The organism is Stenotrophomonas sp. YJH_SMC_8 (genome assembly GCF_059371315.1).
The window spans coordinates 158,732-185,597 of sequence record NZ_JCAFUL010000004.1 but is presented as its reverse complement, the minus strand read 5'-3'; the positions used below and the strand labels follow the sequence as shown (position 1 = coordinate 185,597).

The 26,866-nt window shown below is 66.3% G+C and carries 25 protein-coding genes; 16 read left to right on the top strand and 9 right to left on the bottom strand.

Annotated features, from left to right (window positions below; all coding sequences use genetic code 11):
- The first annotated feature begins 3 nt into the window (after nt 1–3).
- The gene (locus tag AC5P88_RS06505; protein ID WP_106548880.1) at nt 4–690 is read left to right on the top strand and encodes a hypothetical protein; all 687 of its coding nucleotides are present in this window, start codon (nt 4–6) and stop codon (nt 688–690) included.
- 24 nt (nt 691–714) lie between these two features.
- On the opposite strand, the gene AC5P88_RS06500 is transcribed toward AC5P88_RS06505, so the two are convergent.
- Entirely contained in the window at nt 715–1,107 is a 393-nt protein-coding gene (locus AC5P88_RS06500; protein WP_495224621.1) for a DoxX family protein, read from the bottom strand.
- 118 nt (nt 1,108–1,225) lie between these two features.
- Between AC5P88_RS06500 and AC5P88_RS06495 the strand changes: the two genes are divergently transcribed.
- Complete coding sequence (locus AC5P88_RS06495) at nt 1,226–1,645, top strand: H-NS histone family protein (protein WP_495224620.1); 420 nt, start codon at nt 1,226–1,228, stop codon at nt 1,643–1,645.
- A gap of 49 nt (nt 1,646–1,694) precedes the next feature.
- On the top strand, nt 1,695–2,102 hold the full coding sequence (locus AC5P88_RS06490; protein WP_106548877.1) for a hypothetical protein: 408 nt from the start codon (nt 1,695–1,697) through the stop codon (nt 2,100–2,102).
- Nucleotides 2,103–2,125: 23 nt separating this feature from the next.
- Here the strand turns inward: AC5P88_RS06490 and AC5P88_RS06485 are convergent, their stop codons facing one another.
- Nucleotides 2,126–2,767: a glutathione S-transferase family protein gene (locus tag AC5P88_RS06485; RefSeq protein WP_495224619.1), complete on the bottom strand. Its 642-nt coding sequence runs from the start codon at nt 2,765–2,767 to the stop codon at nt 2,126–2,128.
- 85 nt (nt 2,768–2,852) lie between these two features.
- Entirely contained in the window at nt 2,853–3,656 is an 804-nt protein-coding gene (locus AC5P88_RS06480; protein ID WP_495224618.1) for an AraC family transcriptional regulator, read from the bottom strand.
- Between the two features lie 64 nt (nt 3,657–3,720).
- Between AC5P88_RS06480 and AC5P88_RS06475 the strand changes: the two genes are divergently transcribed.
- From AC5P88_RS06475 to AC5P88_RS06455, 5 genes are all read left to right on the top strand, one after another.
- On the top strand, nt 3,721–4,614 hold the full coding sequence (locus tag AC5P88_RS06475; RefSeq protein ID WP_495224617.1) for a DMT family transporter: 894 nt from the start codon (nt 3,721–3,723) through the stop codon (nt 4,612–4,614).
- Nucleotides 4,615–5,041: 427 nt separating this feature from the next.
- A complete protein-coding gene (locus AC5P88_RS06470; RefSeq protein WP_005411167.1) occupies nt 5,042–5,494 on the top strand; it encodes a PA2169 family four-helix-bundle protein in 453 nt (150 codons plus the stop codon).
- Between the two features lie 317 nt (nt 5,495–5,811).
- Nucleotides 5,812–8,340: an RHS repeat protein gene (locus AC5P88_RS06465; protein WP_495224616.1), complete on the top strand. Its 2,529-nt coding sequence runs from the start codon at nt 5,812–5,814 to the stop codon at nt 8,338–8,340.
- Between the two features lie 66 nt (nt 8,341–8,406).
- On the top strand, nt 8,407–8,787 hold the full coding sequence (locus AC5P88_RS06460) for a hypothetical protein (RefSeq protein ID WP_111113061.1): 381 nt from the start codon (nt 8,407–8,409) through the stop codon (nt 8,785–8,787).
- Between the two features lie 17 nt (nt 8,788–8,804).
- Entirely contained in the window at nt 8,805–9,167 is a 363-nt protein-coding gene (locus AC5P88_RS06455; protein WP_076739635.1) for a hypothetical protein, read from the top strand.
- 116 nt (nt 9,168–9,283) lie between these two features.
- Here the strand turns inward: AC5P88_RS06455 and AC5P88_RS06450 are convergent, their stop codons facing one another.
- A complete protein-coding gene (locus AC5P88_RS06450) occupies nt 9,284–12,640 on the bottom strand; it encodes an autotransporter domain-containing protein (protein WP_495224615.1) in 3,357 nt (1,118 codons plus the stop codon).
- Between the two features lie 188 nt (nt 12,641–12,828).
- On the opposite strand from AC5P88_RS06450, the gene AC5P88_RS06445 reads away from it, so the two are divergent.
- Together AC5P88_RS06445 and AC5P88_RS06440 are read left to right on the top strand one after the other, a co-directional pair.
- On the top strand, nt 12,829–13,029 hold the full coding sequence (locus AC5P88_RS06445; protein WP_495224614.1) for a hypothetical protein: 201 nt from the start codon (nt 12,829–12,831) through the stop codon (nt 13,027–13,029).
- A 156-nt stretch (nt 13,030–13,185) separates the two neighbouring features.
- Nucleotides 13,186–13,536, top strand: a complete 351-nt coding sequence (locus tag AC5P88_RS06440) for a VOC family protein (RefSeq protein ID WP_495224613.1) — start codon at nt 13,186–13,188, stop codon at nt 13,534–13,536.
- 15 nt (nt 13,537–13,551) lie between these two features.
- Here AC5P88_RS06440 and AC5P88_RS06435 read toward each other — a convergent pair whose 3' ends face one another.
- Nucleotides 13,552–14,181: a TetR/AcrR family transcriptional regulator gene (locus AC5P88_RS06435; protein ID WP_495224612.1), complete on the bottom strand. Its 630-nt coding sequence runs from the start codon at nt 14,179–14,181 to the stop codon at nt 13,552–13,554.
- A 126-nt stretch (nt 14,182–14,307) separates the two neighbouring features.
- Between AC5P88_RS06435 and AC5P88_RS06430 the strand changes: the two genes are divergently transcribed.
- Nucleotides 14,308–15,780: an MFS transporter gene (locus AC5P88_RS06430; RefSeq protein WP_495224611.1), complete on the top strand. Its 1,473-nt coding sequence runs from the start codon at nt 14,308–14,310 to the stop codon at nt 15,778–15,780.
- Nucleotides 15,781–15,791: 11 nt separating this feature from the next.
- Here the strand turns inward: AC5P88_RS06430 and AC5P88_RS06425 are convergent, their stop codons facing one another.
- Both AC5P88_RS06425 and AC5P88_RS06420 read right to left on the bottom strand, forming a co-directional pair.
- Entirely contained in the window at nt 15,792–16,085 is a 294-nt protein-coding gene (locus tag AC5P88_RS06425) for a KGG domain-containing protein (RefSeq protein WP_106548866.1), read from the bottom strand.
- A 196-nt stretch (nt 16,086–16,281) separates the two neighbouring features.
- Nucleotides 16,282–16,746: a MarR family winged helix-turn-helix transcriptional regulator gene (locus AC5P88_RS06420; RefSeq protein ID WP_049429458.1), complete on the bottom strand. Its 465-nt coding sequence runs from the start codon at nt 16,744–16,746 to the stop codon at nt 16,282–16,284.
- 49 nt (nt 16,747–16,795) lie between these two features.
- Here AC5P88_RS06420 and AC5P88_RS06415 point away from each other — a divergent pair, with 49 nt between their 5' ends.
- The 3 genes from AC5P88_RS06415 to AC5P88_RS06405 all read left to right on the top strand — a co-directional run bounded on the left by AC5P88_RS06415 (nt 16,796) and on the right by AC5P88_RS06405 (nt 21,440).
- Nucleotides 16,796–17,707: a S41 family peptidase gene (locus AC5P88_RS06415; protein WP_111204596.1), complete on the top strand. Its 912-nt coding sequence runs from the start codon at nt 16,796–16,798 to the stop codon at nt 17,705–17,707.
- A gap of 98 nt (nt 17,708–17,805) precedes the next feature.
- A complete protein-coding gene (locus tag AC5P88_RS06410) occupies nt 17,806–18,699 on the top strand; it encodes an NAD-dependent epimerase/dehydratase family protein (protein ID WP_111113069.1) in 894 nt (297 codons plus the stop codon).
- 209 nt (nt 18,700–18,908) lie between these two features.
- On the top strand, nt 18,909–21,440 hold the full coding sequence (locus AC5P88_RS06405) for a methyl-accepting chemotaxis protein (RefSeq protein ID WP_495224610.1): 2,532 nt from the start codon (nt 18,909–18,911) through the stop codon (nt 21,438–21,440).
- 96 nt (nt 21,441–21,536) lie between these two features.
- Here AC5P88_RS06405 and AC5P88_RS06400 read toward each other — a convergent pair whose 3' ends face one another.
- Nucleotides 21,537–21,923: a DUF2628 domain-containing protein gene (locus tag AC5P88_RS06400; RefSeq protein WP_495224609.1), complete on the bottom strand. Its 387-nt coding sequence runs from the start codon at nt 21,921–21,923 to the stop codon at nt 21,537–21,539.
- A 216-nt stretch (nt 21,924–22,139) separates the two neighbouring features.
- On the opposite strand from AC5P88_RS06400, the gene AC5P88_RS06395 reads away from it, so the two are divergent.
- A complete protein-coding gene (locus AC5P88_RS06395) occupies nt 22,140–22,313 on the top strand; it encodes a hypothetical protein (protein WP_005411154.1) in 174 nt (57 codons plus the stop codon).
- Between the two features lie 60 nt (nt 22,314–22,373).
- Here the strand turns inward: AC5P88_RS06395 and AC5P88_RS06390 are convergent, their stop codons facing one another.
- A complete protein-coding gene (locus AC5P88_RS06390; RefSeq protein WP_495224608.1) occupies nt 22,374–24,419 on the bottom strand; it encodes a TonB-dependent receptor domain-containing protein in 2,046 nt (681 codons plus the stop codon).
- A gap of 494 nt (nt 24,420–24,913) precedes the next feature.
- Between AC5P88_RS06390 and mdoH the strand changes: the two genes are divergently transcribed.
- Nucleotides 24,914–26,839, top strand: a complete 1,926-nt coding sequence (gene mdoH, locus AC5P88_RS06385; RefSeq protein ID WP_495224607.1) for a glucans biosynthesis glucosyltransferase MdoH — start codon at nt 24,914–24,916, stop codon at nt 26,837–26,839.
- Nucleotides 26,840–26,866: the final 27 nt, after the last annotated feature.

Here is a 26,866-nt window from a genome sequence, read left to right as displayed (position 1 = left end):
CGCATGAAGCGTAGTGCCCGTATGTTCGTTGCCTTGGCTGCCGTCGCCGCGCTGCCTGCGGCGGCAGAGCCTTCTGATCCACCCAAGCATCCATCGGTTGAAACACTGCAGCGCCTGATTGTCGACAAAGCACCGCAGACACGCGTGGAGACGCCGGATCACGAGCGCATCACCGCACGCCGCATCGATATCGTCGATGACACGGGCGTTATCCGCATGACGCTGTCCGGCAAGACACCGGCACCGATCATCGATGGCCTGCAGTACAAGCGCGCCTTCAACGTTGCCGGCATGGTGCTGTACGACGACAAGGGCAGCGAGCGCGGTGGCTTCGGCACCGCCGATGTCGACGGCGGCATGGCGGTGCTTGCGCTGGACCATCCGGCAATGGATGCGATCGGCTGGCGGGTATCACCCGATGGTGCGGTGAGCTTTTCGATCAACCAGGCGCCGAAACTGATCCGCGAGCCTGCATTGGGCAACAAGCTGATTCCCGGGGTGCAGGCACCGACCCGCATCGGCCTGGTGGTCGGTGCTGATGGCACACCTGCCATCGCCTTGAACGACAAGGCAGACCGCACCCGACTGCGGCTGACCGTCACTGCGGAAGGCTACGGCGCGATCGAGTTCCTCGATGCGCAGGGCAAAGTGATCCACACCTTGGCGCCGGAGGCTGACCTTCGCCGCTAGCGCGTACAGATCACGGATCGGCGCCTATCCGCGCCGTCCCCTGCCATCAATGCTGTACCGCCCGGCCCCGGTGCAGGCCAGCAGCAGGAACCCGCCGGCCAACCCCAGGTTCTTCAGGAACATGATCTGCTGGGTCTGATCGGCGAAGTTGTGGTGGAAGATGACGGCGGTGACCAGGCTGAAGCCTGCCAGCACGACCGACACCAGCCGGGTCTGGAAGCCCAGCAGGATGCACAGGCCGCTGCCGATCTCGAAGGCGATGGTGGGCCACAGCAGGATGCCGGGTACCCCCATGGCTTCCATGTAGCCCTGGGTACCGTTGAGGTCGCCGAGCTTGCCGATGCCGGATACCAGGAACAGCGCCATCAGCAGGATGCGCGCAAGCAGGTAGGCGAGCGAATGCGGTGAGTTGCTCACGTCGGGTTCCTCGGAGATGGCTGGCGAAGCCGATCGGAGCCCACCGGCAGTGAAGCCCGTGTCTACGTACCGGGCAAGGCGCCTTGACAGCTGGCCGCCCGCAGGAGACCTTTCCACCATGACGATCGATATTGAATCGCTCAGCCTTCGGGAGCTGGGCGCCTTGGTGGTTGCCGCTGAACAGCGGAAACAGCTCATTTCCAGCCGCCGCCCGGCCAGCGCGGTGCGGCGGATGTTGAAGGCCGCCGCGGCGGAGGCCGGTTACACCCTCGAAGAACTCTTCGGTGACGAAGCCTCGGAAACACCTGCGTCCGCCCGCAAGCCCGCCCGCCGCAAATCCGGCAAAGTCGCGCCCAAATATCGCGATCCGGAATACAAGCGCCTGACCTGGACCGGTCGCGGGCGCATGCCGCGCTGGTTGGCGTCCAAGGTGTCGATGGGCCACAAGGCCACCGATTTCCTGATTCCTGGCCTGGCCAGGCCGACCGCCGGCAGGACCAGCACCATCGGCAAGCGGACCGTCATCAAGAAGGGATGAGGCTGCGGCACTGCTACGCTGCCCGGGTCTTTCAACCAAGGAGCACGGGATGGCACACGAGGGTGGCATGACGATCACGCCGAAAGTCCTGTACACCGCCGCAGGCGCGGCCGTGCTGGTCAGCCTGTTGGCCTGGGCGGTGGAGTGGAGCGGGATGGCCTATGTCTGCCCGTACTGCCGCGTACAACGCACGGTGATCGGTGTGCTGGGCGTGCTGACATTGTTCGCGCGGCCGGGCGGCATCGTCGTGCCCTGGCTTGCATTCGCCAGTGGCGGCTTCGCGTTCGTGGTCGCGGCGATGCAGCACTTCAACGGCTGGAAGCGCATTTCCGCCGGTGATTTCAGTTTCAACGCGCAGTGGTACATCGACCCGTGGCTGCTGTCAGGCTGCGCGATGCTGATCCTGGTGGCGCAGCTGATGCTGGTGCAGGCCGCCTGCAGGCGCAGGTTGCGCTGAGTGTTTCCACGCGTGGCGTGGAACTACCCGTTCTGGAATACCGCCAGCTGCGCCGCGAACGCGCGCTGATAGGCGGGACGCTGCGTCGCCCGTGCCACATAGGCAACCAGCAGCGGGTACTCGTCGAGCAGGCCACTGCTCCTCAGGCGCAGCAGCACCGAGACCATCAGCAGGTCGCCCACGCTGAAATCGCCGTCCAGCCACGCCGCCGCGCCCAACCACGCGGACAGTTGTGAGAGACGCATCCGCACGCGCTCGTCGAGCATCAGCAACCGCTGTGCATACCAGGGCTGCTCGCGCTCCAGCACCCACGCCATGGAACGCTCGACGATGGGCGGCTCCACCGTATTCAACGCAGCGAACACCCACATGATCGCGCGCATGCGCGCGTCCGGATCGCGCGGCAGCAGGCCAGGGTGCCGCTCGGCCAGGTGCAGGACGATTGCGCCGGACTCGAACAGGACCTGGTCGCCGTCCTGCCAGGTGGGAATCTGTCCGAAGGGATTCCGTGCCAGGTGCGCGGGTTGCTTCATTTCGGCGAAGGTGAGCAGCTGCACGTCATAGGGCACGCCCAGCTCCTCCAGTGCCCAGCGCACGCGCATGTCACGGGCCAGGCCCTGGCCGCGGTCGGGGGAGGTGGCGAAGGCGGTGAGGATGGGGGACATCGGGGCGCTCCTGCAGGCGGGAAGGCCTGTTTCTTCTGTTCCGACGAACGACGGGGCGGGGAATCGACAACGCCTGACGCGCCCCTCACCCCGCCCGATGCAGCTTCCGGTACTGGTCCGGTGTGCATTGCGCGTGCCGCTTGAACATCTCGGCGAAGGCGCTGACGCCGGAGTAGCCCAGCTCTTCGGCAATCCGGCTGATCGGCCGGCGTGTACACAGCGCCTCGGTGGCGCGCACGAACTTTACCCGCCCGCGCCAGTCACCGAGCGACATGCCCAGTTCACTGCGCGCCAGGCGTTCCAGCTTGCGCACGCTCATGTGATGCCGCTGCGCGATCTCGGCGACCGACTCGGATGCCGACAAGTGTTTCTCCACGTAGGCCATCACCTGCTTCAACGCATCGCTGCTGGCGATCGGCAGGAAGCTGGGCAGTACCGCAGCGCTGACGATCTGGTCGATCACCACCGCGGCCATGCGGCGATGGGCCGGCGTCCGGGGATCGGTCACGCCCTGCCGCGCCAGCTCGTGCAGCAGCTCGCGCAGCAACGGGCTGACTTCCAATGCACTGCAACGCTCGGGCAGGCGGCGTGACAACGCCGGCGACAGGTAGGCCGAGCGATAGGCCAGCCGCGACCGGTTGCGCGAATAGTGGGGCATTCCCGGCGGGATCCAGATCGCGTAGTGGGGCGGTGACACCATCCACTCTCCGTCGATCTTCATCTCCATCACTCCCTGCGCGACGAAGTTGAACTGGCCCCATGGATGGCTGTGGGTGCCCCAGTCGGTGGGCTCCATTGAACCCTGCCGGAAGTAGATCGGGCCAGGCAGCTGGCGGAAGGTGGGAATCGGCTCCATGGGTTGCCGCAACCCGGGGTCGGAGTGACGCATTTTCAGGATGTCCTCGATATGCGCCAAGCGTACGCTTGCCACTCTCCCACGTACACCCACGCTCTTGAACTACCTCTTCCCGATACTCGCCTGCCTGCTGTGGGGCGCGAACACCATCGTGACCAAGCTGGCCTCGGGCTCGGTCGGTCCCATCGATATTGGCTTCTTCCGCTGGCTGGTGGCGGCCATTGTCCTGTTGCCCTTCGCGTTGCCGCGGCTGCGCAACAACCTGCAGACCGTGCGCGCCAACCTTGGCCGCTTCCTGGTGCTGGGGTGCCTGGGTGGGGTGATGTACCAGTGCCTTGCGTACTATGCGGCGCACTTCACCTCGGCCACCAACATGGGCGTGATCCAGGCGTTGATTCCACTGATCGCACTGGCGTTGTCGCGCGTGTTCATGGGGCATCCTGTGCGCGGTACCTCCATTGCCGGTGCGGTGATTTCCACTGTCGGCGTGGTGGCGGTGGTCTCGCAGGGCGACCTGGCGCGACTGGCTGCCCAGGGCCTGAACCGTGGTGATGCGATCATGCTGATCGGTGCGTTGGCCTTCGCCGCCTACAACGTGCTGATGCAGCGCTGGAAGATTCCGCTGTCGGTGCTGGAATCGTTGTTCCTGCAGGCCACGGCCGCGTCACTGATCCTGTTGCCGGTGCAGCTGCTGGTCGGTACCGGGGTGAACAATCTCACTGCGGTCGGCTGCATCGGGTTTGCGGCAGTATGCGCGTCGATCCTGGCCCCGCTGACCTGGATGACCGGATTGTCACGGTTGGGCGCAGCGCGTGTTTCCGGCTTCTTCAACCTGGTGCCGATCGTGACCGCCGCACTGGCCGTGCTGCTGCTGGGCGAATCGCTCAGTGGCTGGGTGCTGGCAGGGGGCGTGCTGGCGGTATCCGGTGTGGTGTTCGCCGAGTACGCAGCAAAGCGGTCGATTGCCAGGCAGGGTATTGAAGCGACCTGATGCTGCTCGCATCGGCGTATCGCGTCCGGAGCCATGCACGCCCGGTGCACGAACCCTGCACATGTACAGATATGGCTGTGCTTCAGTCTGGCAGCCCCGTCCCAGCATGAAGAGCGAACAGATGAACACGCCTGGCAAGCCGAAACCCACTTGGAAGCAATGGCATGTGCTGCTGGTAATCCTGGCAATTGCGTTGCTGGTTACTCTGATCATCGTTATCGCACCGTGGTGACGAGGGCTCCGTGCGCTCAGATTCCGTGAACGCCGATGAAGTGCGAAATGAAGAAGTCAGCACGGGTTTCGCATGGTGATGCATGCATCAATTCGCGCTCACCAGATCGGCACACGCGGACGTCCACAGTGGAGTCGAAGGCAATGCAAACGCACTGCCATTCCCCAACATTCGAGCGAACAGGAGCGACTACATATGAGCACCCAGTCCACCATCGAACATCGCCTCAACGACCTGATCGAGATCGCCCGCGATGGCAAGTCCTTCTATGAGGAAGCCGCAACGAAGGTAAAGGATGCCGAACTGTCGGCACTGTTCACCCGTATCGCCGGGGTCAAGGCGCGGATCGTCGCGGCGCTGAGTGGTTCGGTTGCCGCCAGCGGCGGCAAGCCGGCCGAGCACGGCACCATGGTCGGTTCGATGCAGCAGTTCTACGGCAAGGTGCGCGCCGCGTTTGGTGATACCAACTATGGCTACGTGGCCGAACTGGAAGAGTCCGAAGACCGCCTGCTGGGCGCGTTCAAGGATGTGCTGCAGGACAACGATCTGCCGCCGGCGGTACGCCAGGAAGTGACCCAGCTGCTGCCGGATGTGCAGGAGTGCCACAACGTCATGCGGGCACGCAAGCACGCCATGAAGGCCGCCTGAGGTCCAGCGCCGGGCGGTCCATCGCGGCCGTCGATGCCCGGAGGCGCATGATGGTCCGGGAACCTTCGCAGCCCGCAAGGGCTGCGAGGGGCCGGGCGTCCCGCCCCGTTTTCATGGTTATACTTGGCCGAGTCCAGGGAACAGGCACGGCATGACGAAGGGGGCTTCGTCCATCATCAACGTCAACCGCCAACCGGATGCAGCCGCGTCCGGTTTTCTGCGTGTGCGCGGTTTGCCGTGATGTGTGCCTCGCCGGTCTTTCCGGTACCTGGTCCTGGTTGTCCCATCGCCATCCATTGCGAACAGGTCCACTGACGATGCGTCGAGTTAATGCACTTTCCGCGATGATGTTGCTGGGCACGTTTGTGGGAAGTGCCGGGGCGCAGTCCTACAGCAAGACGAACGTCATCACCTATCACGATGATCTGTCGAAGTGGGTGCTTGGCCAGGTCCGGACGTCGGTCAACCAGGACACGGGCCGGATCGAGTCCCAGGTGGATTATGACCCGGCCACCGCAAAGCCCCAGCGGATCTATGCCTTCGGCCAGCTCCAGCAGACCATTCACTACAACGGCGACGGTACCGTTCGCGCCGTGGTGGATGGGCGTGGCAATACGGTGAGCCTGTCCGGCTGGAAGCGAGGCATCCCCGGGAACATCCAGTATGCAGATGGTTCGTCCCAGTCTGCCGGCGTGGATGACAATGGCTGGATACGCTGGATCACCGACGGCCGGGGCAACACCACGCGTTACGACTACGACGCGATGGGGCGCATGTCGCTGGTCGACTATCCCGACGGTGATACGGTGGACTGGGCGTCCACCACGACACAGTTTGCCCAGGTGGGCGGCGCCGAGTACGGCATTCCTGCCGGCCATTGGCGGCAGACGGTCAGCACCGGCAATGCGCGCAAGGTCACCTACTACGATGCGCTGTGGCGCCCATTGCTGGTGCGCGAGTACGACGCGGGCAATGAAGCCGGCACGCAGCGGGCCTCGGTGACCGCCTATGACACGGAGGGGCGGGTCACTTTCCAGTCCTATCCTGTCGCGGGGGTCGGTGCGGTCCAGGACGCCGGAACTGGCGTCCGTACGACGTACGATGCGCTGGGGCGGGTGGTCCAGGTCAGCCAGGATTCCGAGATCGGCGCGCTGGTCAGCAGAACCGAATACCTGCCGGGGCGGCGCGTGCGCACGACCAATGCCAGGGGTATTCCGACTGTCGTGACCTACACCGGTGCAGATGCCGCGAAGCTTGATTGGCCGGTACGTATCGAACTGGCAGAGGGAGCCGTGCTGGACATCCCGCGGGACGTCTTCGGCAAGCCGACGTCGATCACCCGCAGGGCCGGCAATGGCTCGGTGACGTCGACCCGGCGCTATGTCTACGATGCGGCGCAACGGCTGTGCAAGACGATCGAGCCGGAAACCGGCGCCACCGTATTTGATTACGACGCCGCATCGAACCCGATTGGAAGCGCACAGGGGTTGGACCTGTCCGATGCTGGCAACTGCAACCAGGATGTTGCCGCGGCGAGCGGGCGCCGGGTGGTGCGTTCCTATGATGCACGCAACCGGCTCGCATCGCTGCAGTTCCCCGACGGCAATGGCAACCAGCGCTGGAGCTACTGGCCCGATGGCCTGGTCAAGCAGGTCACCACGTTGAACGCCGGGGTGGAGACGCACAACAGCTATGCGTACAACCGTCGCGGGATGCTCATCGGTGAGGTGCAGAGCCCCACCGATGGCGAAGCGCTGGCGATGGGGTATGCCTACGACGCACTGGGCAACCTGTCCGCGCATCGCTACCCCTCCGGCAACGTGGTCGCGTATGCGCCGAACGCGCTGGGACAGGCCGGGCAGGCGGGTTCCTACGCCGTTGGCGTGGGCTATTACCCCAATGGGGCGATCCGTCAGTTCACCTATGGCAACGGTATTGTCCACACGATGGTGCAGAACGCGCGCCAGTTGCCGGATGTAAGCCAGGACGCGCTTGGCGCAACCCGGATCCTCAGCGATGGCTACGACTACGATGCGGTCGGCAATGTGGTGGCAATCACTGACGGTGCCACGGGCCGCAACCAGCGTGGCAACCGCAATCTGGGCTACGACGCGCTGGATCGGCTCGTTTCGGCTTCCTCGCCCATGTTCGGCTCGGCGAGCTACAGCTATGACGCGCTGGACAACCTCACGCGCGTGACGATTCTCGGCCGTGACCATCACTACTGCTATGACAACGCTTGGCGCCTGACCAACGTGAAGGTCAACGGTTGCGGTGGGGCGACCGTGGTCGGCCTGGCCTACGATGCGCAGGGCAACCTGCGGGCGAAGAACGGACAGCAGTTCGCCTTCGACTTCGGCAACCGGCTGCGTACGGCGGCAGGTTCCGAGAGCTACCGTTACGACGCTGACGGACGCCGCACGCAGACGGATTCGTCGCTCGGACGGATCACCTCGATGTACGACCACGCCGGCGTCCTCCGCTACCAGGCGAGCGAGCGCGAGGACAAGCGGACCGATTACATCACCCTGGGCGGGAGCCTGGTCGCCAAGGCGGCGGTGCCGATACGGCATTCGCCGGCGGCGAAGGACTTCGTTGGCTGGTCACCTGTGGCTTCTGCCGTCCGCTACGTCGTCGAGGAAAGCGTGGACGGGGTGACCTGGACCACGGTCTACGAAGGCAGCGCGGCGAACTGGACGTCTGCAGCACGCCCTGCCACCAGCTATGCGTATCGCGTGCTTGCCTGTGGCGCCACGGGGAGCTGCACGCCGGTGTCCGATGTCTCGCATGTCCAGCGTCCGCAGGGCGACATCGTGCCCCTGCTGTACCAGCTGCTGCTGGGCTGAGCGTAGCGGACTGCACGGGCCGCAGCGCACCGGCAACCGGTTATTCATGACAGGGGAACGAAGAACATGGACGGAGTACGTGCTGTATCGCGCCTGCGTGGCGCCATTGGCGGCAAGGTCCTGCTGGCGCTGGTTGCCGTGCTGGGAACTGGCTTGGCCTCAACGGCAGAAGCAGAGCCTTACAATCTGGAAGGCCATCGGATCGTATCCGTCGCAACGGGCTGGGGCGGGGAAGGGTTCTACCTCGTGACGCAAGGTGTGCTTCCTGCGGGCTCGGATTGTGGTGCCGGCAATCGCTTCATTCTCCTCAATGATCATCCGATGCAGAGGGAGATGGTGTCGATGCTGCTCATCGCCTGGCAGAACAAGCTGCGTGTCGGGTTGCGTGTCGACGGCTGCATCTCGGGGACAATGCAGTTGAGGGCCGTGACGCTGCCTGATGTCTGAATCCACAGGGGAACTACATGATGATGAATGACGCGACGCCGGGTCTTCGCAGGAGATTGGGAGCGGGGTTGGCCTTGACGTTGGCCTTGTGCCTGTCTGCACCACTGAAGGCGGAGCCAACCAGCGATCAGATGACGATTCTGTCGCTGCGGCCGTACATGGACGGCCCGGCGGGAATTGTGTACGTGCATGTTTCGAGTACGGCTTTCTGCAATACCGATACCTTTGCAATCGACATGTCCCGGCCGGGTGCAAAGGAAGCCTACGCGGCGGCGTTGGCAGCGCTGACATCGGGGAAGAATGTCCGGCTCGAGGCCTTCAACTCCACCGGGTGCAATGGTTGGGCGACCCGGCTCCAGTCGATCTTCATCCACGCGTGACGCTCCACGGATGGATCCAGGACGCGATGATCCTGGGGGTATCGCGCATGGTCCTGGGGCGTGGATAAAAAAGGGGCGGCCTTGAGGCCGCCCCAAACCGTCAAGAGAACACGCGTCTAGAAACGAACCGACCAGCGTACGTTGGCGCTGTGGTCGCGGCTTTCACTGCCGTACTGGCCGCTGTAACCCAGCTCCAGCTGCTGGCGCGGGGTCAGCCACGCCGACAGACCCAGCTCGGCCACCACGGCGCTGTCGGCAATCGGCGCGCCTTCGACCGTGAACGTGGTGCTGCTGTTGGCGAAGGCAAGGTTGCCCACTTGGCTGCGGTCGCCCGATGCACGGCGATAGCCCACGCCACCACGCAGATGCAGCCAGCTGTCCTGCTGGAACGATGCCTTCAGGCCCTTGTCGAAGCGCAGGCCAGCGGTGGCGATCGTGGTGCCGGTGTCGTCCACCTTGCCGTGCAGGGCGGCCGCACCACCGCGCTCGTTGATCTGCTTCAGGTCCACCTCCACGCGCGCGACCTGCAGGTAGGGTTCCAGCCCGGCCTCCGGGCCACCAAAGCGGTAGCCGGCTTCGATGAAGGCCTGGCGGGTATGCGCGTTGTAGCGTGCGCTCAGGCTGTCGCTGAACCCTGCGAAGTCGACATCGCGGGTGCTCTTCACCTTGTGCTTGCTCCAGGCAACGCCGCCACGGAGGCCGAAGCCGCCCCAGTTGTGACTGGCATATGCACCGAGGTGGTTATTGTCGATCTTCGACTTGGCACGACGCGCCTGCTGCTTGACGTCGGTTCGGCCGGTGCCAGCCAGCACGCCGACCTGCCAGCCGGAGAACTCGCGGTCGATACCGACCAGCAGGCCGTTGCTGTTGGCTTCGGTGCGGGCGGTGTTGCTGTTGCCGTCCAGCTTGCTGTTGCCGCCCAGAGCCTGCACCCAGGCGCCGGTGGCGTCACCCGCATCGGCGCCCGGCGCGACCGCACCTGCACGGCGCGACAGCGCGGCATCGCGTACGTAGCGGCTGCCCTCCACCAGTGCGAGCGGCGTGGCTGCGTGCAGTTCGCCGCTGAGGCCGTCGAGCACGCCGCCAACCTGCTGTGGGAACAGCTGGGTCAGCGGCTTGGGCAGGCCCTGGCTGATTGCCAGGAGATCGGCGGCCGTCGCTGCCGCGCGCTGGTTCGGCGTGGTGGCCGCACTGGCCAGCGTGGCGCCCCGCGCCACGTCGATGCGGGTGCCATTGGTACCGTAGGCGAGGCTGAACTTCAGGAACGGCGAGAACGCGCTGAAGTCGGTTTTCGCGAACTGGCCGTTGATGCCACCGTCGGCGCGGATGAAGTTGAACTGCTCGCCGAGATAATAGATGCCCGGTTCCGGCAAGGCGACCAGCGTGCCGCCGAGGGTGGCGGTACCGGTCACGTGCAACTGGTCGCTGCGCCCGCCAGGCGCGAGTTCGGCGGCGTAGACGGCGGTCGGGCCCTGCACGTAGTTGCCGTTGATGGTCAGCGTGCCGATCGAGTTGCCGGGGGCGATGGTACCGTCCACCCGGGTGCTGCCCAACGTGCCGACACCCTTCAGCAGGCCGTTGCTACCGACCGTGGTGGTGCCGCCGCTCTGCATGCCATTGAAGGACACCACGCCGCCGTTGACGGTCAGGTTGCCGTCCTTCAGCACGCCGCTGGCGCTGACTGTGCTGACGCCACCGGTGGTGGTGAGTGCGGTGGAGACGAGGCTGCCGTTGAGCAGGAACTGCCCGGCCTGCACCTCGACCGCGGAGGTGAGGGTGTTGGTGCCGTTCAATTCCAGCGTGCCCTCGCGCAGCACCGCGCCGTTGAAGCTGTTGTTGCCGCTCAGGCGCAGCCAGCCGATGCCGGATTTGGTCAGCTTGCCGGGGCCGCCGATGTCATTGGTCCAGTCGTCCCAGGCATCGCCTTCCCACACCTTCAGGCCGCCGGCCTTCTGGTTCATCACCACGTTGGTATCCACGCGCAGCGAGCCATAGCCCTCGATGGCCCTGCGCAGGTCAACCATGCCCCAGCCATAGATCGGGTCGACGCCAGCGGCACCGAGATCGCGCGCGGTAGTCAGCAGGACGTCGCGCACCTGGGCGTTGTCCAGATAGGGGAAGCGCTCGATCAACAGGCCGAGTGCGCCGGTGATATGGGGGGCGGCCATGGAAGTACCGGTCTTCCGGCCGTAGTCGTACGTGGGATTCTGGCTGTCGATGAGAAGGCGTACGTAGTCTGCGGTCTTCTCCAGCCGTCCCTGGATGTCACCGGAAACGATGGTGCTCAGGATTGCCGTGCCCGGTGCGGAAATGCACCAGTTGGCGGCAGCGCCGCAGATGCTCGAGCCTGCGTTGATCACGTAGTCGGTTTCGCCATTGGCTGCATTGGGCTGGCGGACGTTGGCGACGGCCAGCCAGTAAGGCTCGATCTCCGGCTTCCAGCGCGGCAAGGCCGCGGTGATACCCGCGACGGCGCCGCTGCCATTGCCGGCCGACCAGACCTGGATCAACTGCGAAGCAGGGGCGTTCGCGCTGTCCTTATAGATGCTTCCGTACACGTCGTAGCCGGCGCCGATGCGTGCGTACTGTGCATCCAGTGCGGCGACGGTCATGTTCCGGGTAGAGATGCCCCAGCTGTGATTGATGGCACGCACGCCTTGTGCCTGCAGCTGTGCGTACATGTCCAGCGTGGCTGCGTCGTCGGGGTCCGTCCGTTCCACGGCTTCAGGCAGGTAGCCTCCGCTCGCCTGGCGCCTCCACTCGTAGTAAGTGTCACCAAATACACGGGCAGTCGTCAGATCGGCACCGAAGGCGACGCCGTGCATCCCCGTGCCATTGCGGTTGGCGCCAATGGTTCCGAGGACATGCGTGCCGTGATCGGCATAGCGGAAGCCCCATTCACGGCCTGCGGCAATGATGGTGGCCTGCAGGGAAGCAGGCACGCCAGCGCCGAGCGTGTAGTAGTTGATTCCCGGTTGATCACCCTGTGTCTGGCTGCACGCGCCGGTACCGGCGACGGTTCCAGGTGACGCACAGTTCGGGCCGATGGTGATGCTGGAGGTGTTGCGGCCGGCGAATTCGGGGTGAGCCAGTGCCGATCCGGTATCAAACAGCGCCAGGCGCACGCCCTTGCCGGTCAGGCCGCGGGCATACGCGTAGTCGGCGCCCATCGCACCCAGGCCCCAGTCGGCGTTGAATTCATCGCTGCGCCAGCTGGCGGCATCGCCCGGATTGCCGAGCAGGGCGGTGCCGGTTGCCGCTGGCGTGGTGGCCGTCGGTGCTGCAGGCGCGCTGACGGCGGGCTGTGCCCAGGCCGCCTGCAGCTGGCGCTGTTGCTGCCATGCGTCGAGCGCTTCGCTGGCCATGGCGGGCGATGCAGCGGCAAGCAACAGGCCGCTGGACACGGCCAGGGCGAGGCGGCTGTGCAGCGGGGAGCGGGAGTGGGACGAACGGCCGTGCAGCGGGTGATTCATCGGGCAACTTCCTTGATGGACGGACAACAAGGCCGTTAACGCCAATCTGCGGCGATATCCCCCATGAATTTGAAAGGAAAATTGTGAACGGGTTAAGTGTGCGTGACAGATGGCTTCACTTCGTCTCCCCATGTCCTCGCTAACGTGGGCCGGCCTGGGCTCACCAGGCTTATCAAGGAGTGATGGCGATGCGTGTTGCCAGGAAAATGATCGCAGTGGCAGTATTCGCGTTGGCGTGTACCGGTTCGGTCGCGGTGGCTGGGCCGGTCGAGCCCTGCGACCAGCCCTGCTGGCGGGCTTATCAGATGTGCCTGGCCAGTGGCAGCGATGCCGGTGAATGCCAGCAGGCGTACAACACCTGCGTGGTCGATCTGTGCATGGGCGTGTGAGTCGCGCCGTTTGAGCCGTACGTGGAGCCCCGTCATCGACGGGGCTCTTCTGTTTCAGCGATCGCCTCCGTTGGCGATGCGGGCATCTGGCCCGAGCCCGCTTGCGGGCCATGCACGCAGCGGCGAGGATGGGAAATCGCATCGGAGCCGCTGCACATGGCCGTCAAACGTATTGTCGCCAACATCGCCACGCCCGACCCGGCGCGTGCCGCAGCGTTCTATGGCAGTCTGCTGGGCATGCCGGTGGTGATGGATCATGGGTGGATCGTCACCCATGGCGGGCAGGGCAGTGCGCTGGCGCAGGTGAGCTTTGCCAGCGAAGGGGGTTCCGGCACCGCGGTGCCCGACCTGTCGATCGAAGTGGACGACCTGCAGCAGGTGCTGGAGCGCGTGCACGCGGCCGGCATCCCGCTGGAGTATGGCCCGGCCGACGAGCCCTGGGGCGTGCGTCGCTTTTTCGTCCGCGACCCGTTCGGGCGGCTGTTGAACATTCTCGCCCACACCTGAGCGGGGAGCGTTGCTTCAGCGGCGTCTGCCGCCGCGCGTCGTAGCTGCTGGAACGCCGACCATGCGCAGGCAATTCGCTTCCACGGCGGCAATGAAGGCATCGGCATCCTGTGCCGGTGTGGCGATCAGGTCGTCGGTGGCGCCATGTACGCCGGCATAGATCAACGAGGCGGTGACCTGTGGAGCGGGCAACTGCCACAGTCCGGTTGCGTTGCCCGTTTCGAGGATGCCCAGTAGCTGCTGCTGGATCGCGTTGCGCTCGGCGTTGCCGCGCTGGTGGTGGTGATGGTTGGCGTACACCACGTCATGCAACGCGTGGGTGCGCACGTAGATCTCGATGTTGGCGCGGATCCAGGCGCGCAGGCGCGCTGCGCCATCACCGGCAGGGTGCTGCTGCACGGCCTGCTCGACCTCTTCCATGAACTGCCGCGTGTAGCGTTGCGCCAGCGCCTGCAGGATCTCGGTGCGGGAGGCGAAATAGGTATAGAAGGTGCCCTTGGCCACGTCGGCCGCGGCGACGATGTCGCTGATGGTGGTTGCGTCCACACCCTGCGACAGGAACAACGCCTGCGCCGCGTCCATCAGTTCTTCCTGGCGGGCTTCGGCGGGCTTGGTGCGAGGCCTGGCGACAGCTGGGGTCTGCATGGTGGGCGGTATCCGGGTGTGACGGCCGCCATTCTAGCGGCCTTTGCGCACTGACTGACCGTCGGTCATTGACCGACGGTCAGTCAATCGCTAGGATGCGCGCACATCCTCCCCCGGGATCCACGCATGAAACGCCTCCAACGGCCCGCCCTGGTGATGGCGGCCTACCTCGGTACGTTCCTCGCTTCGCTGGACATCAGCATCGTCAACGTGGCCCTGCCAACCCTGCAGCAGGCGCTGCAGACCGACATGGCAGGCCTGCAGTGGGTGATCAACGCCTACGCGATCGCACTGTCAGCGCTGATGCTGTCAGCCGGTCCGCTGGGGGATCGCTACGGTCATCGGCGGATGTGGCTGCTGAGCGTCGCCACCTTCACCCTGGGCTCGCTGCTGTGCGCCTGTGCCAAGGATCTTTCGACCCTGGTCGCCGGGCGCGCGGTGCAGGGCGTGGCAGGTGCGCTGTTGATTCCGAGTGCGATGCCGATCCTGAGTCATGCATTTCCCGATCCACGCCAGCGTGCGCGCGTGATCGGTGGCTGGTCCGCCTTCAGCGCGTTGGCACTGGTGCTCGGCCCGTTGCTGGGCGGTGCGCTGGTGCAGCGCGCCGGCTGGCCCAGCATCTTCCTGATCAACCTGCCTTTGGGGCTGCTGGCGCTTGTGCTTGGCGCCTGGGGCATTGCCGAGCGGCGGCACCCGCAGCACGCTGCACTGGATCCGGCCGGGCAGCTGCTCAGCATCGTTGCGCTGGGCGCGCTGTGCTATGGCCTGATCGCGATTGGCGAGCATGGCCTGCTGGCCTCGATGACGCTTCTGGCGCTGGGCACCGCAACTGCCGGGCTGATCCTGTTCGGCATCGTCGAGCGGCGGGTGGCACGCCCACTGCTGCCGCTGGACCTGTTTGCCGACCGCCGCTTCGGCATGCTCAACCTGGCCTCGTTCGTGCTGGGCTTCACCGCCTATGCGAGCCTGTTCTTCCTGTCGCTGTTCTTCCAGCAGGCACAGGGACATAGCGCCGCGCTGGCGGGCTCACAGCTGGCTCCCCAGTTCCTGTTGATGGGGGTCGTCTCGCTGCTGTTCGGTCGTCTGGTCGCCCACCTCGGCCTGCATGCCGCGCTGGTGCTGGGCTACGCTCTGGCCGGGGTGGCGCTGTGCGTGATGGCCACGTTCGCACCGGCTACTTCGAGCGCTTATGCCAGTGCCGTGCTGATGCTGCTTGGCATTGGAATGGGGCTGGCAGTGCCGGCGACCGGCATGGCAATCATGGCCAACGCACCGGCCGAACGCGCAGGTATTGCCTCAGCCACGATGAACGCGCTGCGCCAGGCCGGCATGAGCCTGGGCATCGCGTTGCTGGGCAGCCTGATGGGCCAGCGTGCTGTACAGCAGTTCGCCGCATCCGCGCAGGCCGCAGGGCAGCAGCGGCTTGTTGCGCAGGCGCGTGAACTGATCCTGCACCCAGGCTCGATGCACACCACGCCGCAGGTGCTGACGTGGTACCGCAGTGCGATGGCCAGCGGGTTCGGTTGGGCGATGGCGGCTGCGGGTGCGCTGGCCCTGCTTGTGGCGCTTGGGCTGTATCGGCAGCGCGCCCCGGCCTGACCGTGCGGGGTTCACCCCTGCTGGGGCTGTGGATCCTCTGCACCGTGCTCGATCTGCTGCTGTTGCTGGCGTGCATTGGCGTGGCGTGCGTGCCCACCTTCGCGTCCGATCGCGGCCATGTGCTGCCGGTCGCGGCTGATCGCTTCGCCGCCCTTGCGGCCTGCAGCACGCGCTTCGTCGGGGCTGAACTCGTGCGCGTTGCCGGAGGCGTGCGCCGCGCGCCCGCCCTTGGCGGCGATCGCGCGCTGTTTGTCCTGGTCCATCGAGGCGAAGCCCCGGTTGGAGCGGTGATTCTGGTCGGTCATGGGACTCTCCTGCTGCAGGGTCGGCGCCGTCGTCAACGGCAGCGCCCATGCTTGGCCAACGCGTGCTAAGTCCAGGTCGCCATCCCCGCCATGTCCTTCACGCCACGTGCGCACGCGGTTGATGGCATGGCCATTCAGGCGAATGCAGCGGGGGCCGCCGTCCACGAAGAGGCGAGGCATCGGTGACGGCGCAGTGTCAGCGCCGGCGGGCGTCGCGCAGGCGTTGCGCGAATGGCCGCTGCTCCAGAACCTGCAGTGCCTCGCGCAGCACCTGTTCCAGCGACTGGCCGAGATCCGCATCGAGGCTGCGCGCGGCGCGTGCGGTGGCCTGCCATTGCGCCTGCAGCGCCGGCAGTGCCTGCAGTGCGTGCGGGCTCAGCTGCAGGATGCGCTCGCGGCTGTCTTCGCCGATGACGGCGTGCAGCCAGCCGTCGCGCACCATCGCGGCCACCGTCTGGCTGAGTGCCGAATGGCTGAGTCCGCAGGCCAGCGCCAGATCCTTGATGCGGCAGGGGCCCTGCGCCATCAGCGTGCGCAGCACCGGGGTGTAGCGCGGCCGGTAGTCCAGCTGCAGGTCGCGATAGGCCTGCTCGACCGCCGGATCGAGCTGGTCCAGCAGGGCGCGCAGCAATGTTCCCAGAGAGGCATGTTGGAGATCCATGCCGGGATGATATATAAGCACTTACATATCATCAATGCGGGGTGGGGTCATGGCGGTTTCGTGGATGCTGGGCACGCTGCTGGCGGCGTCCTGCCCGGCCCAGGACACAGTGCTGCAGGCGGCGGCTGCGGCAATAGAGACGCACTACCTGGACGTGGCCGAAGGCGCACGCATCGCCGACGCGGTGCGTGGCTGGTCCACCCAGCAGCGCTATGTGGACAGCTGTACGGACCCGAAGGGCTTCAGTGCGCGCCTGAACCAGGATCTGGACGTGTTCGACGGCCACTTCCATGTGGAACGGGTGGATGCCGGCGCCGGCCAGGACGATTGGCTGATGGCCTGGCGTGCGGATGCACGCAGCAATGGTGCGGGTGTGCGCGAGGTGCGGGTGCTGGAAGGCAACATCGGTTACCTGCGGCTGAGCACCTTCTATCCGCTCGATCTGGCACGGCCCAGGCTCGCGGCAGCGTTCACCCTGCTGGCCGACACCGAGGGCCTGGTGCTGGATCTGCGCCAGAACGGAGGCGGTGATGATGGCAGCGCCGACCTGCTGGTGCGGACCCTGCTGGAGCCGGGTGTCACCGCAGTGCAGGCGCTGGAGCAACGTGGCCGGCGTACCCCGGTGCCGCTGCCGCCAGCAAGCCTTCCGCTGTACCTGAAGCCGCTGGTGATACTGATCGACCGCCGCACCGGCTCGGCGGCCGAGTTCGTCGCGTATTCGCTGCAGGCGCTGGGGCGTGCGCGAATCGTCGGCGGCCGCAGTGGCGGTGCCGCACATATGTTCGATGATCCTGTGCTGCTGCCCGATGGCTATCAGATCAGCATTCCGGACCGGCAACCGATCAATCTGCGCACCGGTGGCAACTGGGAACGGAACGGTGTCGCGCCTGACGTGGCAGGCGGCGACGACCCGCTGTTCATCGCGCGCCAACTGCTGGCTCCGCCGAAGTCGTCAAGATGAACGTACAGTTGCGCGGTTGTCCTATCGCAGACGCGCCGTTGCATGCCTAGAATCGAGGCATCCCGGTAGTTCCCGGGCGCTTCGAGTGAATGGACTCAATGAAGATTCTGTTGACCGGCAGTTCCGGGCGGATCGGGCGCGCGATCTTCGGCGCGCTGGCGGCTGCCCATGAAGTGGTGGGCCTGGACCGCAGCCCGTTCGCCACCACGCGCATCATTGCCGATGTCACCGATCATCAAGCCGTCGTGCGCGCGGTGCAGGGCGTCGACGCGGTCATCCATACCGCGGCCCTGCATGCGCCGCACGTCGGCCTGGTACCGGACGCGGTGTTCCAGCAGATCAATGTGGACGCCACTGCGCACCTGCTGCAGGCGGCGCGCGAGGCAGGTGCGCGGCGGTTCGTGCTGACCAGTACCACCGCGCTGTACGGCCACGCGGTGGTGGCAGGAGGATGCCGCTGGATCGATGAGGATACCGAGCCGTTGCCGCGAACGATCTACCACCGCAGCAAGCTGCAGGCCGAGGCCCTGGCTGAAGCTGCGGCCGGACCGGACTTCGGCGTGCGCGTGCTGCGGATGGGGCGCTGCTTCCCGGAACCGCCGGAACGGATGGCGATGTTCCGGTTGCATCGTGGGATCGACGCCCGTGACGTGGCCAGTGCCCATGCCGCGCTGCTGCTGGATGAGGGGCCGGCCTTCGCCCGCTACATCGCCTGCGCAGCGACCCCGTTCCGGCGCGAGGATTGCCTGGAACTTGCCACCCAGCCGCGCAACGTACTGGCCCGGCGCGTGCCGCAGCTGCTGGCCGAGTTCGAGCGCCGCGGCTGGCCGTTGCCGCTGAGCGTCGACCGCGTCTACGACAGCGCCCGCATCCGCAGGGAGCTGGGGTGGCAGCCGCGTTTCGGGCCGGACGCCGTGCTGCAGCAGTACGCCGCAGGCAGCATCGAGGTGTTGCCACGCGCGGAGTGGATCAAGGATCGGGTGGCCGAATAGGGGACGCCGGGGCGGGTTCCTGTCCCGTCCCTGAGTGCATTCAGGAATGTGTAGGGCGGTCGCCTCAACCTCGTTGGCAGGCGGCCGCTAACCCGGTGCGCTTCCTGCGCCGGGCGGGTCCCGGCGGCCGGTGGCCTGCGCGACGGATCGCGCGCCTGCGCGGTGCCCTCGCGGTGCCGGTCGTCCTGAACTGCCTTGCGGACCCCTCCATGCCTTCTTCCCGTTCCGCCGCTGCCCGCCGTCCGGGCAGCATCGCCCACAAGCTGATGCTGGGCACCGCTGTCATCGCGCTGCTGTGCTTCGGCCTGACGGCGTTCCTGATCTATCGCCAGGCCAGTGCCAGCCTGATCGATGCCTCGCGCCAGACCATGACCAGCGAGGCCAACGCCGAAGCGCGCCAGGTCGCTGCCGACCTGGGCACGGCGTTCGCCAGCAACGATGCCATGGTCGAAGCCGTGCTCGCCCAGCGTGCGCGGGGTGACGTGCCTGATCGCGCCAGCCTGGCGGCCGTGCTCGGTGAGCAGCTGCGTACCCACCCGGAATGGCTGGGCAAGAGCACCATGTGGGAGGCCGACGCCTTCGATGGCAAGGATGCCGAGTTCGCCAATACCGAGATGCATGATGCCAGCGGCCGCTACATGAGCTACTGGGCCTGGCATGACGGCAAGCCGCAGCAGTCGACCATGACCGACTACACCGAAGCCGCCGACGGTTCGGCCGACTGGTACGTGGTGCCCAGCCGCGACAAGCTGCCCAAGGTCAGTGAACCCTATGCCTATGACATCGCCGGCCAGCAGGTGCTGATGAGCACGCTGAGCTCGCCGATCGTCGAGAACGGTACCTTCCTCGGCGTGTTCACCGTCGACTTCTCGCTGGCGGCGCTGCAGAAGCACCTGGCGACGCTGACGCCGATGGGTGCAGGTCGCGTCGAGCTGCTTTCGCCCAAGGGCGTGGTGCTGGCGTCGGCGAACGCTGCCGAGATCGGCAAGCCGCGCAGCGACGCATTGACCCGCAGCATGCTGGCCGACATCGCCGCCGACCGCAGGTTTGAGGCCTTCACCCCGGACGCGGCCGGCAATGTGCGCGTGTACGTGCCGCTGCGCGTGGGCAATGCCCCGCAGCGCTTCGCACTGGGCGTGGTGATGCCGCATGCGGTGATCGTCGCCGAGGCGCGCCAGCTGCTGTGGCTGACGTTGCTGGTTGGCGTGGTGGCCGCGCTGACCCTCAGCGCAGGTGTCTACGTGCTGCTGCGCCGCCTGGCGATCCGCCCGTTGGCCGAAGCGGTGCGGGTGGCGGGTGACGTTGCCGCCGGCAAGCTCGACAGCGCCTTGCCGGCGCGCAGCAACGATGAAGTGGGCCGCCTGCTGGAGGCGATGCAGGGCATGCGCGGACAGCTGCAGGCAGTGATGGCCGCACAGGCGGAAATGGCGCGCCGCCACGATGCCGGCGAGCTGAGCTACCGCATGGACGCCACTGCCTTCCCCGGCGAGTACGGCCGCATGGTGGCCGACAGCAACCAGCTGGTGGCCTCCAGCAATGCGGTCACCCAGCGCCTGGTCGAGGTGATGCAGCGTTACGCGGTGGGTGACCTCAGCGTGGACATGGAAGCGCTGCCGGGCGAGAAGGCGGTGTTCACCGCTGCAATGGCCACCACCAAGAGCAACCTGGCCGCGATCAACGAGCAGATCCAGCAGCTGGCTGCCGCGGCGGCGGCCGGCGACTTCGCTGTACGCGGCGACGCCCAGCGCTTCGATCACGATTTCCGCCGCATGGTGGAGACCCTCAACATCATGATGCAGGTCAGCGATCACAACCTGGCTGAGCTGTCGACGCTGCTTCGCGCGATTGCCGCCGGCGACCTCAGCGCACGCATGCGTGGTGATTTCCATGGTGTGTTCGCGGTGATGCGCGACGATGCCAACAGCACCGTGCAGCAGTTGACCCAGATCGTCGGGCAGATCCAGCAGTCGGCCGCCAGCATCCGCCTGGCGGCGGGTGAGATCGCTGCGGGCAACAGCGATCTCTCGCGTCGTACCGAGCAGCAGGCCGCCAACCTGGAAGAGACCGCCGCCTCGATGGAGGAGCTGACCTCCACCGTGCGCCAGAACGCCGACCACGCGCTGCAGGCCAATACCCTGGCGGGTTCCGCCGCTGGCGTTGCCAGCGAGGGCGGGGAAGTGGTCAACCAGGTGGTGCAGACCATGGAGCAGATCGAGGCATCGTCGCAGCGCATCGCCGAGATCATTTCGGTGATCGATGGCATCGCTTTCCAGACCAACATCCTGGCGTTGAATGCGGCGGTGGAAGCGGCGCGTGCCGGTGAGCAGGGCCGCGGCTTCGCCGTGGTCGCCAGCGAAGTACGCGCGCTGGCGCAGCGCTCGGCGGGCGCTGCGAAGGAGATCAAGGAGCTGATCGACGCATCGGTGGCGCAGGTCGGTGCCGGTGCGCAGCTGGTGCACGGTGCGGGCCGCACCATGCAGGCCATCGTCGGCCAGGTGGGACGGGTCAACGAGATCATGGCCGAGATCTCGGCCGCCTCGCGCGAACAGTCGGCCGGCATCGAGCAGGTCAACCAGACCGTCGTGCAGATGGACGAGACCACCCAGCAGAATGCCGCACTGGTGGAGGAAGCCAGCGCCGCGGCGCGGGCGATGGAGGAGCAGGCCGAGCAGCTGGCGGTGGCGGTCTCGCGCTTCCGCCTGCAGGCCGAGCCGGTGGCCGCGGCACGCCGCGCGGCCTGACGCTGGCCGGAGTGCACATGAAGACGCCCGGCCAAGGCCGGGCGTCGTCGTTTCTGCTCGTCGCTGTGCCGGTCGGGGCCGGCCGCTGCCGCGGCTTTAGAACATGCCTTCGAAGGGGTTCCAGCTGGCGCGGCCCTTCACCTGCTCCAGGTAGTAGCTGTAGTTGGTGCTGGAGGCGACCAGGAAGTTCATGGCGATGAACACGGCACGGGCCACGATGTCGGGCAGGAACAGGGTCACGACGGCCAGCGCGATGTTGATGCCGATCACCACCAGCGCCTTGCGCCACATGCCCAGGATGAACAGGTAGATGGCGCCGAAGAAGAAGGCGAAGAAGTTGATGTTGACCTTCAGGCGGTCGCCGAAGGACAGCGCCTTCCAGGCCTGCTTGAAGCCTGGTTCCTTGGGCGCGCCATGTTGCTGGAAGAAGTTGAAGCGGAACTGCCACTTCGGGCTGAAGCGGGACAGGTCAGTGGTATTCATTGGGGGAAACATCCCTGTGAGAAAACGTTTTCATGATAGGACAAGTCCTATTCAGGATCCAAGCGCCACCGTCAAAAATGTGACGCCTGCCTGGTTCCGGCTGCTGAGGCCAAGCGCCGCGCCGTCACCCATCCGCCTTGTTTTTAGGATAGGGTGCGCAGTTCCGCTGCCGCACCCGCTGAATCCGTGCGGTGGCGGGATGTCCATGGAGGTTGCATGACCACACCTGCTACACCGGAAAACGCACCGGGACCGGTGCTCCTGCCGACACCTGAAGTGGTGCAGGCGCAACAGCTGCTCGCACGCCAGCAACTGGCGGTAGCGATGGACCGTGCACGCACGGCGGCTACGCAGAGCGCGGCGCCCGCCGCCGCACTGGAAAGCGAGTAATCCGCAACACCGCCGATCGCGCTGGCCCTTCGCCAGCGCGATCGCGGAGGATGCCGTTGGTCAGAACCGCGCGGTCATGCTGAGGAAGTAGCTGCGGCCGGCCACGAAGTAGTCGGTGGAGCCTTCCGCATACAGCTTCTTGTCCGCCAGGTTGCTGACACCGCCACGCAGGGTCAGGACCTCGTTGACGTTCCAGGCCGCGGTCAGGTCATACAACGTGTAGGCCTTGAGGAAGGTCGTCGCCGTGCCGGCCTGCTTGCCGGTGTACTGCGCCGACAGACTGCTGGAAAACACCGTGTTGGGCGTCCAGTCCAGCGACGAATAGCCAGAGAATTCCGGGGTATCGATCAGGTTGCGGCCGGTGGTCAGGTTCTTGGCTTCCTTCATCCAGGTGGCCGAGGTGCGCCAGCGCCAGTGCTCGCCGAAGCGGAAATTGAGGTTGCCTTCCATGCCGCTGGTGCGTGCGCGCTGCACGTTGCTCATCCGCGTCCACCAGATGCCGTTGAACCTGCCCAGCGGTGCGTACTCGATCTTGTTCCTGAAGTCGGTATGGAAGTAGGTCAGGCCGGCATCGACCAGGTCGTTGTCGAAGCTGATGCCGATCTCGCGGTTGGTGCTGGTTTCCGGGTCCAGGTCGGGGTTGCCGGCCATGTAGCAGCCGCCGCGGGTATAGCCCAGCGGGATCAGCGAGGTGCAGCCACGGCCACCGGACTGGGTGGCGGCGCTGGCGGAGTTCTCGGTCAGGCTGGGGGCGCGGAAGCCCTTGGAAACGCCACCGCGGATGGTCCATTGCTCGGCCGGATGCCAGACCAGGTAGGCGCGCGGGCTGACGTGGCCACCAAACTTCTCATGGTGGTCCAGGCGCGCGCCCAGGGTCAGCGCCAGGGTGCGGTGCAGCTTCAGTTCGTCTTCGACGAACAGGGCCCAGGTATCCACTTCCAGATCGGAGCCGCTGACGGCATTGCCGGCATAGTCGATCGGCGCGCGGCCGATGGTGTCGGTGTTGGTCAGCTCCTGGCGCTTCCACTGGCCGCCCACGGCGAACTGGTGTTCAACGCCGAGGGTGAACGGCGTGGTCAGGCTGCCCTCGATGATCGTATCGGTCGCTTCGGAACGGCCGGTAGGACCGATGTCGTTCTTGTACTCGGTCCAGTACGCACTGATCTTCGAATTACCGAAGCTCCACTTGCCATCGTGGTTGAGCGCCAGCGAGCTGCGCTTGAGTTCGCTGGCACCCCAGGCGCCTTCGTCCTGCTTTTCCAGCGAGGCGTCGATGAAGGCCTGCTGCACGCCATGGCCGGCTTCCAGCGACAGCTCCTGTGCGTCGCTGAGCTTCCATTGCAGCAGTGCGTCGACATTACGGTCCTTCTCGCCGGCGTAGGCGTTGCCGTAGACACCACCGTTGGACTGGTCCGAGTCGCGGCGCATGCTGTTGGCACCGATACGCAGGCCGAAGCGTTCGCCGAGCGGGCCGGAGAAGGTGGCGCCGATCTGCTGGGTATCACCGCGCTTGCCGTCGCCGGGGCGGGTATAGCTGTGCGTTGCGCTGCCGTTCCATTCATCGCCGATGCGCCGGGTGATGATGTTGATCACGCCGCCCATGGCGTCGGAGCCGTACAGCGACGACATCGGTCCGCGCACCACTTCTATGCGCTCGATCTGGTCGGGCGAAATCCAGTTCAGATCCTGGCGGCCCAGGTCCGGCCGGTAGTTGGTCGATGCCGAGCTGCCCATGCGCTTGCCGTCCACCAGCACCAGCGTGTAGTTGGACGGCATGCCGCGCAGCTTGATCTTGGATTGCTCGCCGACAGCGCTGAGGCCGCCGGTCACGCCGGGCACGCGGCTGAGCAGGGTGGCCAGGTCGTGCACCGGCTGGCGCGCAATGTCCTCGCGGCTGATCACGCTGATGCTGGCCGGGGCATCCTTGATCCATTGCTGGTTGCCCGAGGCGGTGACCACCACGGTATCCAGATCCTTGGTGGAGGCATCGGCGCTGGCCTCTGCGGTGGCAAGGCCGGGCAGGGCCAGCAGGCAGGCGGTGGCCAGGGCACTGGCCAGGCGGGTACGCGGCAGGCGCGCGGAACGGGAACGGAACAGCTGGGACATGACGGCTTCCATCGGATGAGGGGGACCGGATGGAAGCAACGGGCGCACGCAGACAAGCAGGCAGGCCCCCTTCCATGGGTCGTAGGGCGCACGGTTCGGGCCGGCGCAGCTGGGTGGGTCTCGGCCGTTCGGAAGACGGTGACCTGCCTGGTTAATGAAATGATAACCGTTCGCGTTTGTTACGATCCAGTACCCAGTGTCACGAAGTGACATCCCACTGCTCGGCGCGCCATCGCCTGCTGTTTGCTGAATGGGGATAAATCCCGGCGTAGGCCTTCGCACTCGGCTTACATCCGGCGCCCTAGACTGGGCCGCATTTTCGATTCCGCCCCGTTGGAGATCGTGTGGGTTCCGGTAGTGACAGACAGCGACTGTGCGGCCAAGGGCCGGCACAGCCAGGACAAGTGCGGGCGCCGGGAAGGCGCGCCGGGAACCTTCGCGCATGCAGCCCGGCCGGGACGGCCGGCCATGCCGACCGTGGGGAGTAAGCGGTGATGGGGGGTCAAACCATCCACGCGGAAGCGGATACGCCCCGGCTCGACGCCGGCTGGGCGCTGCTGCCCGCCGAATCACCGCTGTCGATGCCCGAACAGACCCTGCGCGAAGGCGCGCTGAAGGTCCGTCGGCACCGTACCTCGCCACGCCTGATCGGCCTGCGCCGGTTCTACATCTTCGGCGGCACCCTGGCCATGACCGCCATCGCCACCCGCATGATGTGGCGGGTGCTGTCGGCCAATGGCATCAGCGTGCTGGAAGCCTGCCTGCTGGTGCTGTTCGTCGGCCTGTTCGCCTGGATCGCGCTGTCCTTTGCCAGCGCCGTGGCCGGCTTCCTGACCGCCGTGTTCGACCGCGGCTACCGCCTCGGCATCGACCCGGACAAACCGCTGCCGACCGTGCACAGCCGCACCGCGCTGCTGATGCCGACCTACAACGAGGATCCGCGCCGGCTGCTGGCGGGCCTGCAGGCGATCTACGAGTCGGTGGCCGCCACCGGCCAGCTCGAACGCTTCGACTTCTTCGTGCTCAGCGATACCCGGCGCGAGGACATCGCACGCGCCGAGGAGCAGGTATTCGCCGAACTGCGCGACCGCGTGCCGGACGGCCGGACGCGGCTGTTCTACCGCCGCCGCGGCGACAACAGCGGGCGCAAGGCCGGCAACATCGCCGACTGGGTGCGTCGCTTCGGTGGCGCCTACCCGCAGATGCTGATCCTGGACGCCGACAGCCTGATGACCGGCGACAGCATCGTGCGCCTGGTGGCCGGCATGGAACACAACGCCGATGTCGGCCTGATCCAGACCCTGCCATCGGTGATCGGTGGCCGCACCCTGTTCGCCCGCATGCAGCAGTTCGGCGGTCGCGTGTACGGCCCGGTGATTGCCCGTGGGGTGGCCTGGTGGCATGGCGCCGAGAGCAACTACTGGGGCCACAACGCGATCATCCGCACCCGTGCCTTCGCCGACCACGCCGGCCTGCCGGCGCTGCCGGGGCGCAAGCCGTTCGGCGGCCACGTGCTCAGCCACGATTTCGTCGAAGCGGCGCTGATGCGGCGTGGCGGTTGGGCAGCGCACATGGTGCCGTACCTGGGCGGCAGCTATGAAGAAGGCCCGCCGACGCTGACCGACCTGCTGGTGCGCGACCGCCGCTGGTGCCAGGGCAACCTGCAGCATGGCAAGGTGGTCGGCAGCCGCGGCCTGCACTGGATCAGCCGCACGCACATGCTGATCGGCATCGGCCACTATTTCACCGCGCCGATGTGGGCGATGCTGATGCTGATCGGCATCGCCATTCCGCTGTTCCAGGAAGGCATCGACTTCAACGCCCTGCTGCACCTGTCGCCCAGCGTGTACTGGCGTGCCCAGGATGAGGAACAGGTGGTACGCCTGTTCGCCGCCACCATGGCGGTGCTGCTGCTGCCCAAGGTGCTGGGCTACCTGGCGATGCTGCTGGACCCGGTCGACCGCCGCGGCTGCGGCGGCGCGATCCGTGCGTTCGTGTCGATGCTGGTGGAGACCGTGCTGGCCGCGCTGATGGCGCCAGTGGTGATGTACGTGCAGTCGCGCGGCGTGGCCGAAGTGCTGTCCGGCCGCGATTCCGGCTGGGACGCGCAGCAGCGTGACGATGGTGGCATCTCGTGGATGGCCCTGATCCGCGGCTACGGCGGGCTGGGCGTGTTCGGTGCCTTCATGGGCCTGCTGGCCTGGGCGGTATCGCCCTCGCTGGCGGCGTGGATGGCGCCGGTGGTGATCGGCATGGTGCTGGCGGTGCCGGTAGTCGCACTGACGTCCTCGCGTGGCCCGGGCACCTTCCTGCATCGTCTCGGCCTGCTCGACATTCCCGAAGAGAACATTCCGCCGCCGGTGCTGGTACGTGCCGCGCAGCTGCGCCGGGAAGCAGCCGAGCAACCGCCGCTGTACTGATGGCCCTGCGCCAGCGGCATAATGCGG

Coding starts and splice junctions, on each gene's coding strand:
- AC5P88_RS06505 (WP_106548880.1), top strand. CDS start 4: ATGAAGCGTAGTGCCCGTATGTTCGTTGCCTTGGCTGCCGTCGCCGCG.
- AC5P88_RS06495 (WP_495224620.1), top strand. CDS start 1,226: ATGACGATCGATATTGAATCGCTCAGCCTTCGGGAGCTGGGCGCCTTG.
- AC5P88_RS06490 (WP_106548877.1), top strand. CDS start 1,695: ATGGCACACGAGGGTGGCATGACGATCACGCCGAAAGTCCTGTACACC.
- AC5P88_RS06485 (WP_495224619.1), bottom strand. CDS start 2,767: ATGTCCCCCATCCTCACCGCCTTCGCCACCTCCCCCGACCGCGGCCAG.
- AC5P88_RS06480 (WP_495224618.1), bottom strand. CDS start 3,656: ATGCGTCACTCCGACCCCGGGTTGCGGCAACCCATGGAGCCGATTCCC.
- AC5P88_RS06470 (WP_005411167.1), top strand. CDS start 5,042: ATGAGCACCCAGTCCACCATCGAACATCGCCTCAACGACCTGATCGAG.
- AC5P88_RS06465 (WP_495224616.1), top strand. CDS start 5,812: ATGCGTCGAGTTAATGCACTTTCCGCGATGATGTTGCTGGGCACGTTT.
- AC5P88_RS06460 (WP_111113061.1), top strand. CDS start 8,407: ATGGACGGAGTACGTGCTGTATCGCGCCTGCGTGGCGCCATTGGCGGC.
- AC5P88_RS06455 (WP_076739635.1), top strand. CDS start 8,805: ATGATGATGAATGACGCGACGCCGGGTCTTCGCAGGAGATTGGGAGCG.
- AC5P88_RS06450 (WP_495224615.1), bottom strand. CDS start 12,640: ATGAATCACCCGCTGCACGGCCGTTCGTCCCACTCCCGCTCCCCGCTG.
- AC5P88_RS06445 (WP_495224614.1), top strand. CDS start 12,829: ATGCGTGTTGCCAGGAAAATGATCGCAGTGGCAGTATTCGCGTTGGCG.
- AC5P88_RS06440 (WP_495224613.1), top strand. CDS start 13,186: ATGGCCGTCAAACGTATTGTCGCCAACATCGCCACGCCCGACCCGGCG.
- AC5P88_RS06435 (WP_495224612.1), bottom strand. CDS start 14,181: ATGCAGACCCCAGCTGTCGCCAGGCCTCGCACCAAGCCCGCCGAAGCC.
- AC5P88_RS06430 (WP_495224611.1), top strand. CDS start 14,308: ATGAAACGCCTCCAACGGCCCGCCCTGGTGATGGCGGCCTACCTCGGT.
- AC5P88_RS06425 (WP_106548866.1), bottom strand. CDS start 16,085: ATGACCGACCAGAATCACCGCTCCAACCGGGGCTTCGCCTCGATGGAC.
- AC5P88_RS06420 (WP_049429458.1), bottom strand. CDS start 16,746: ATGGATCTCCAACATGCCTCTCTGGGAACATTGCTGCGCGCCCTGCTG.
- AC5P88_RS06415 (WP_111204596.1), top strand. CDS start 16,796: ATGGCGGTTTCGTGGATGCTGGGCACGCTGCTGGCGGCGTCCTGCCCG.
- AC5P88_RS06410 (WP_111113069.1), top strand. CDS start 17,806: ATGAAGATTCTGTTGACCGGCAGTTCCGGGCGGATCGGGCGCGCGATC.
- AC5P88_RS06405 (WP_495224610.1), top strand. CDS start 18,909: ATGCCTTCTTCCCGTTCCGCCGCTGCCCGCCGTCCGGGCAGCATCGCC.
- AC5P88_RS06400 (WP_495224609.1), bottom strand. CDS start 21,923: ATGAATACCACTGACCTGTCCCGCTTCAGCCCGAAGTGGCAGTTCCGC.
- AC5P88_RS06395 (WP_005411154.1), top strand. CDS start 22,140: ATGACCACACCTGCTACACCGGAAAACGCACCGGGACCGGTGCTCCTG.
- AC5P88_RS06390 (WP_495224608.1), bottom strand. CDS start 24,419: ATGTCCCAGCTGTTCCGTTCCCGTTCCGCGCGCCTGCCGCGTACCCGC.
- mdoH (WP_495224607.1), top strand. CDS start 24,914: ATGGGGGGTCAAACCATCCACGCGGAAGCGGATACGCCCCGGCTCGAC.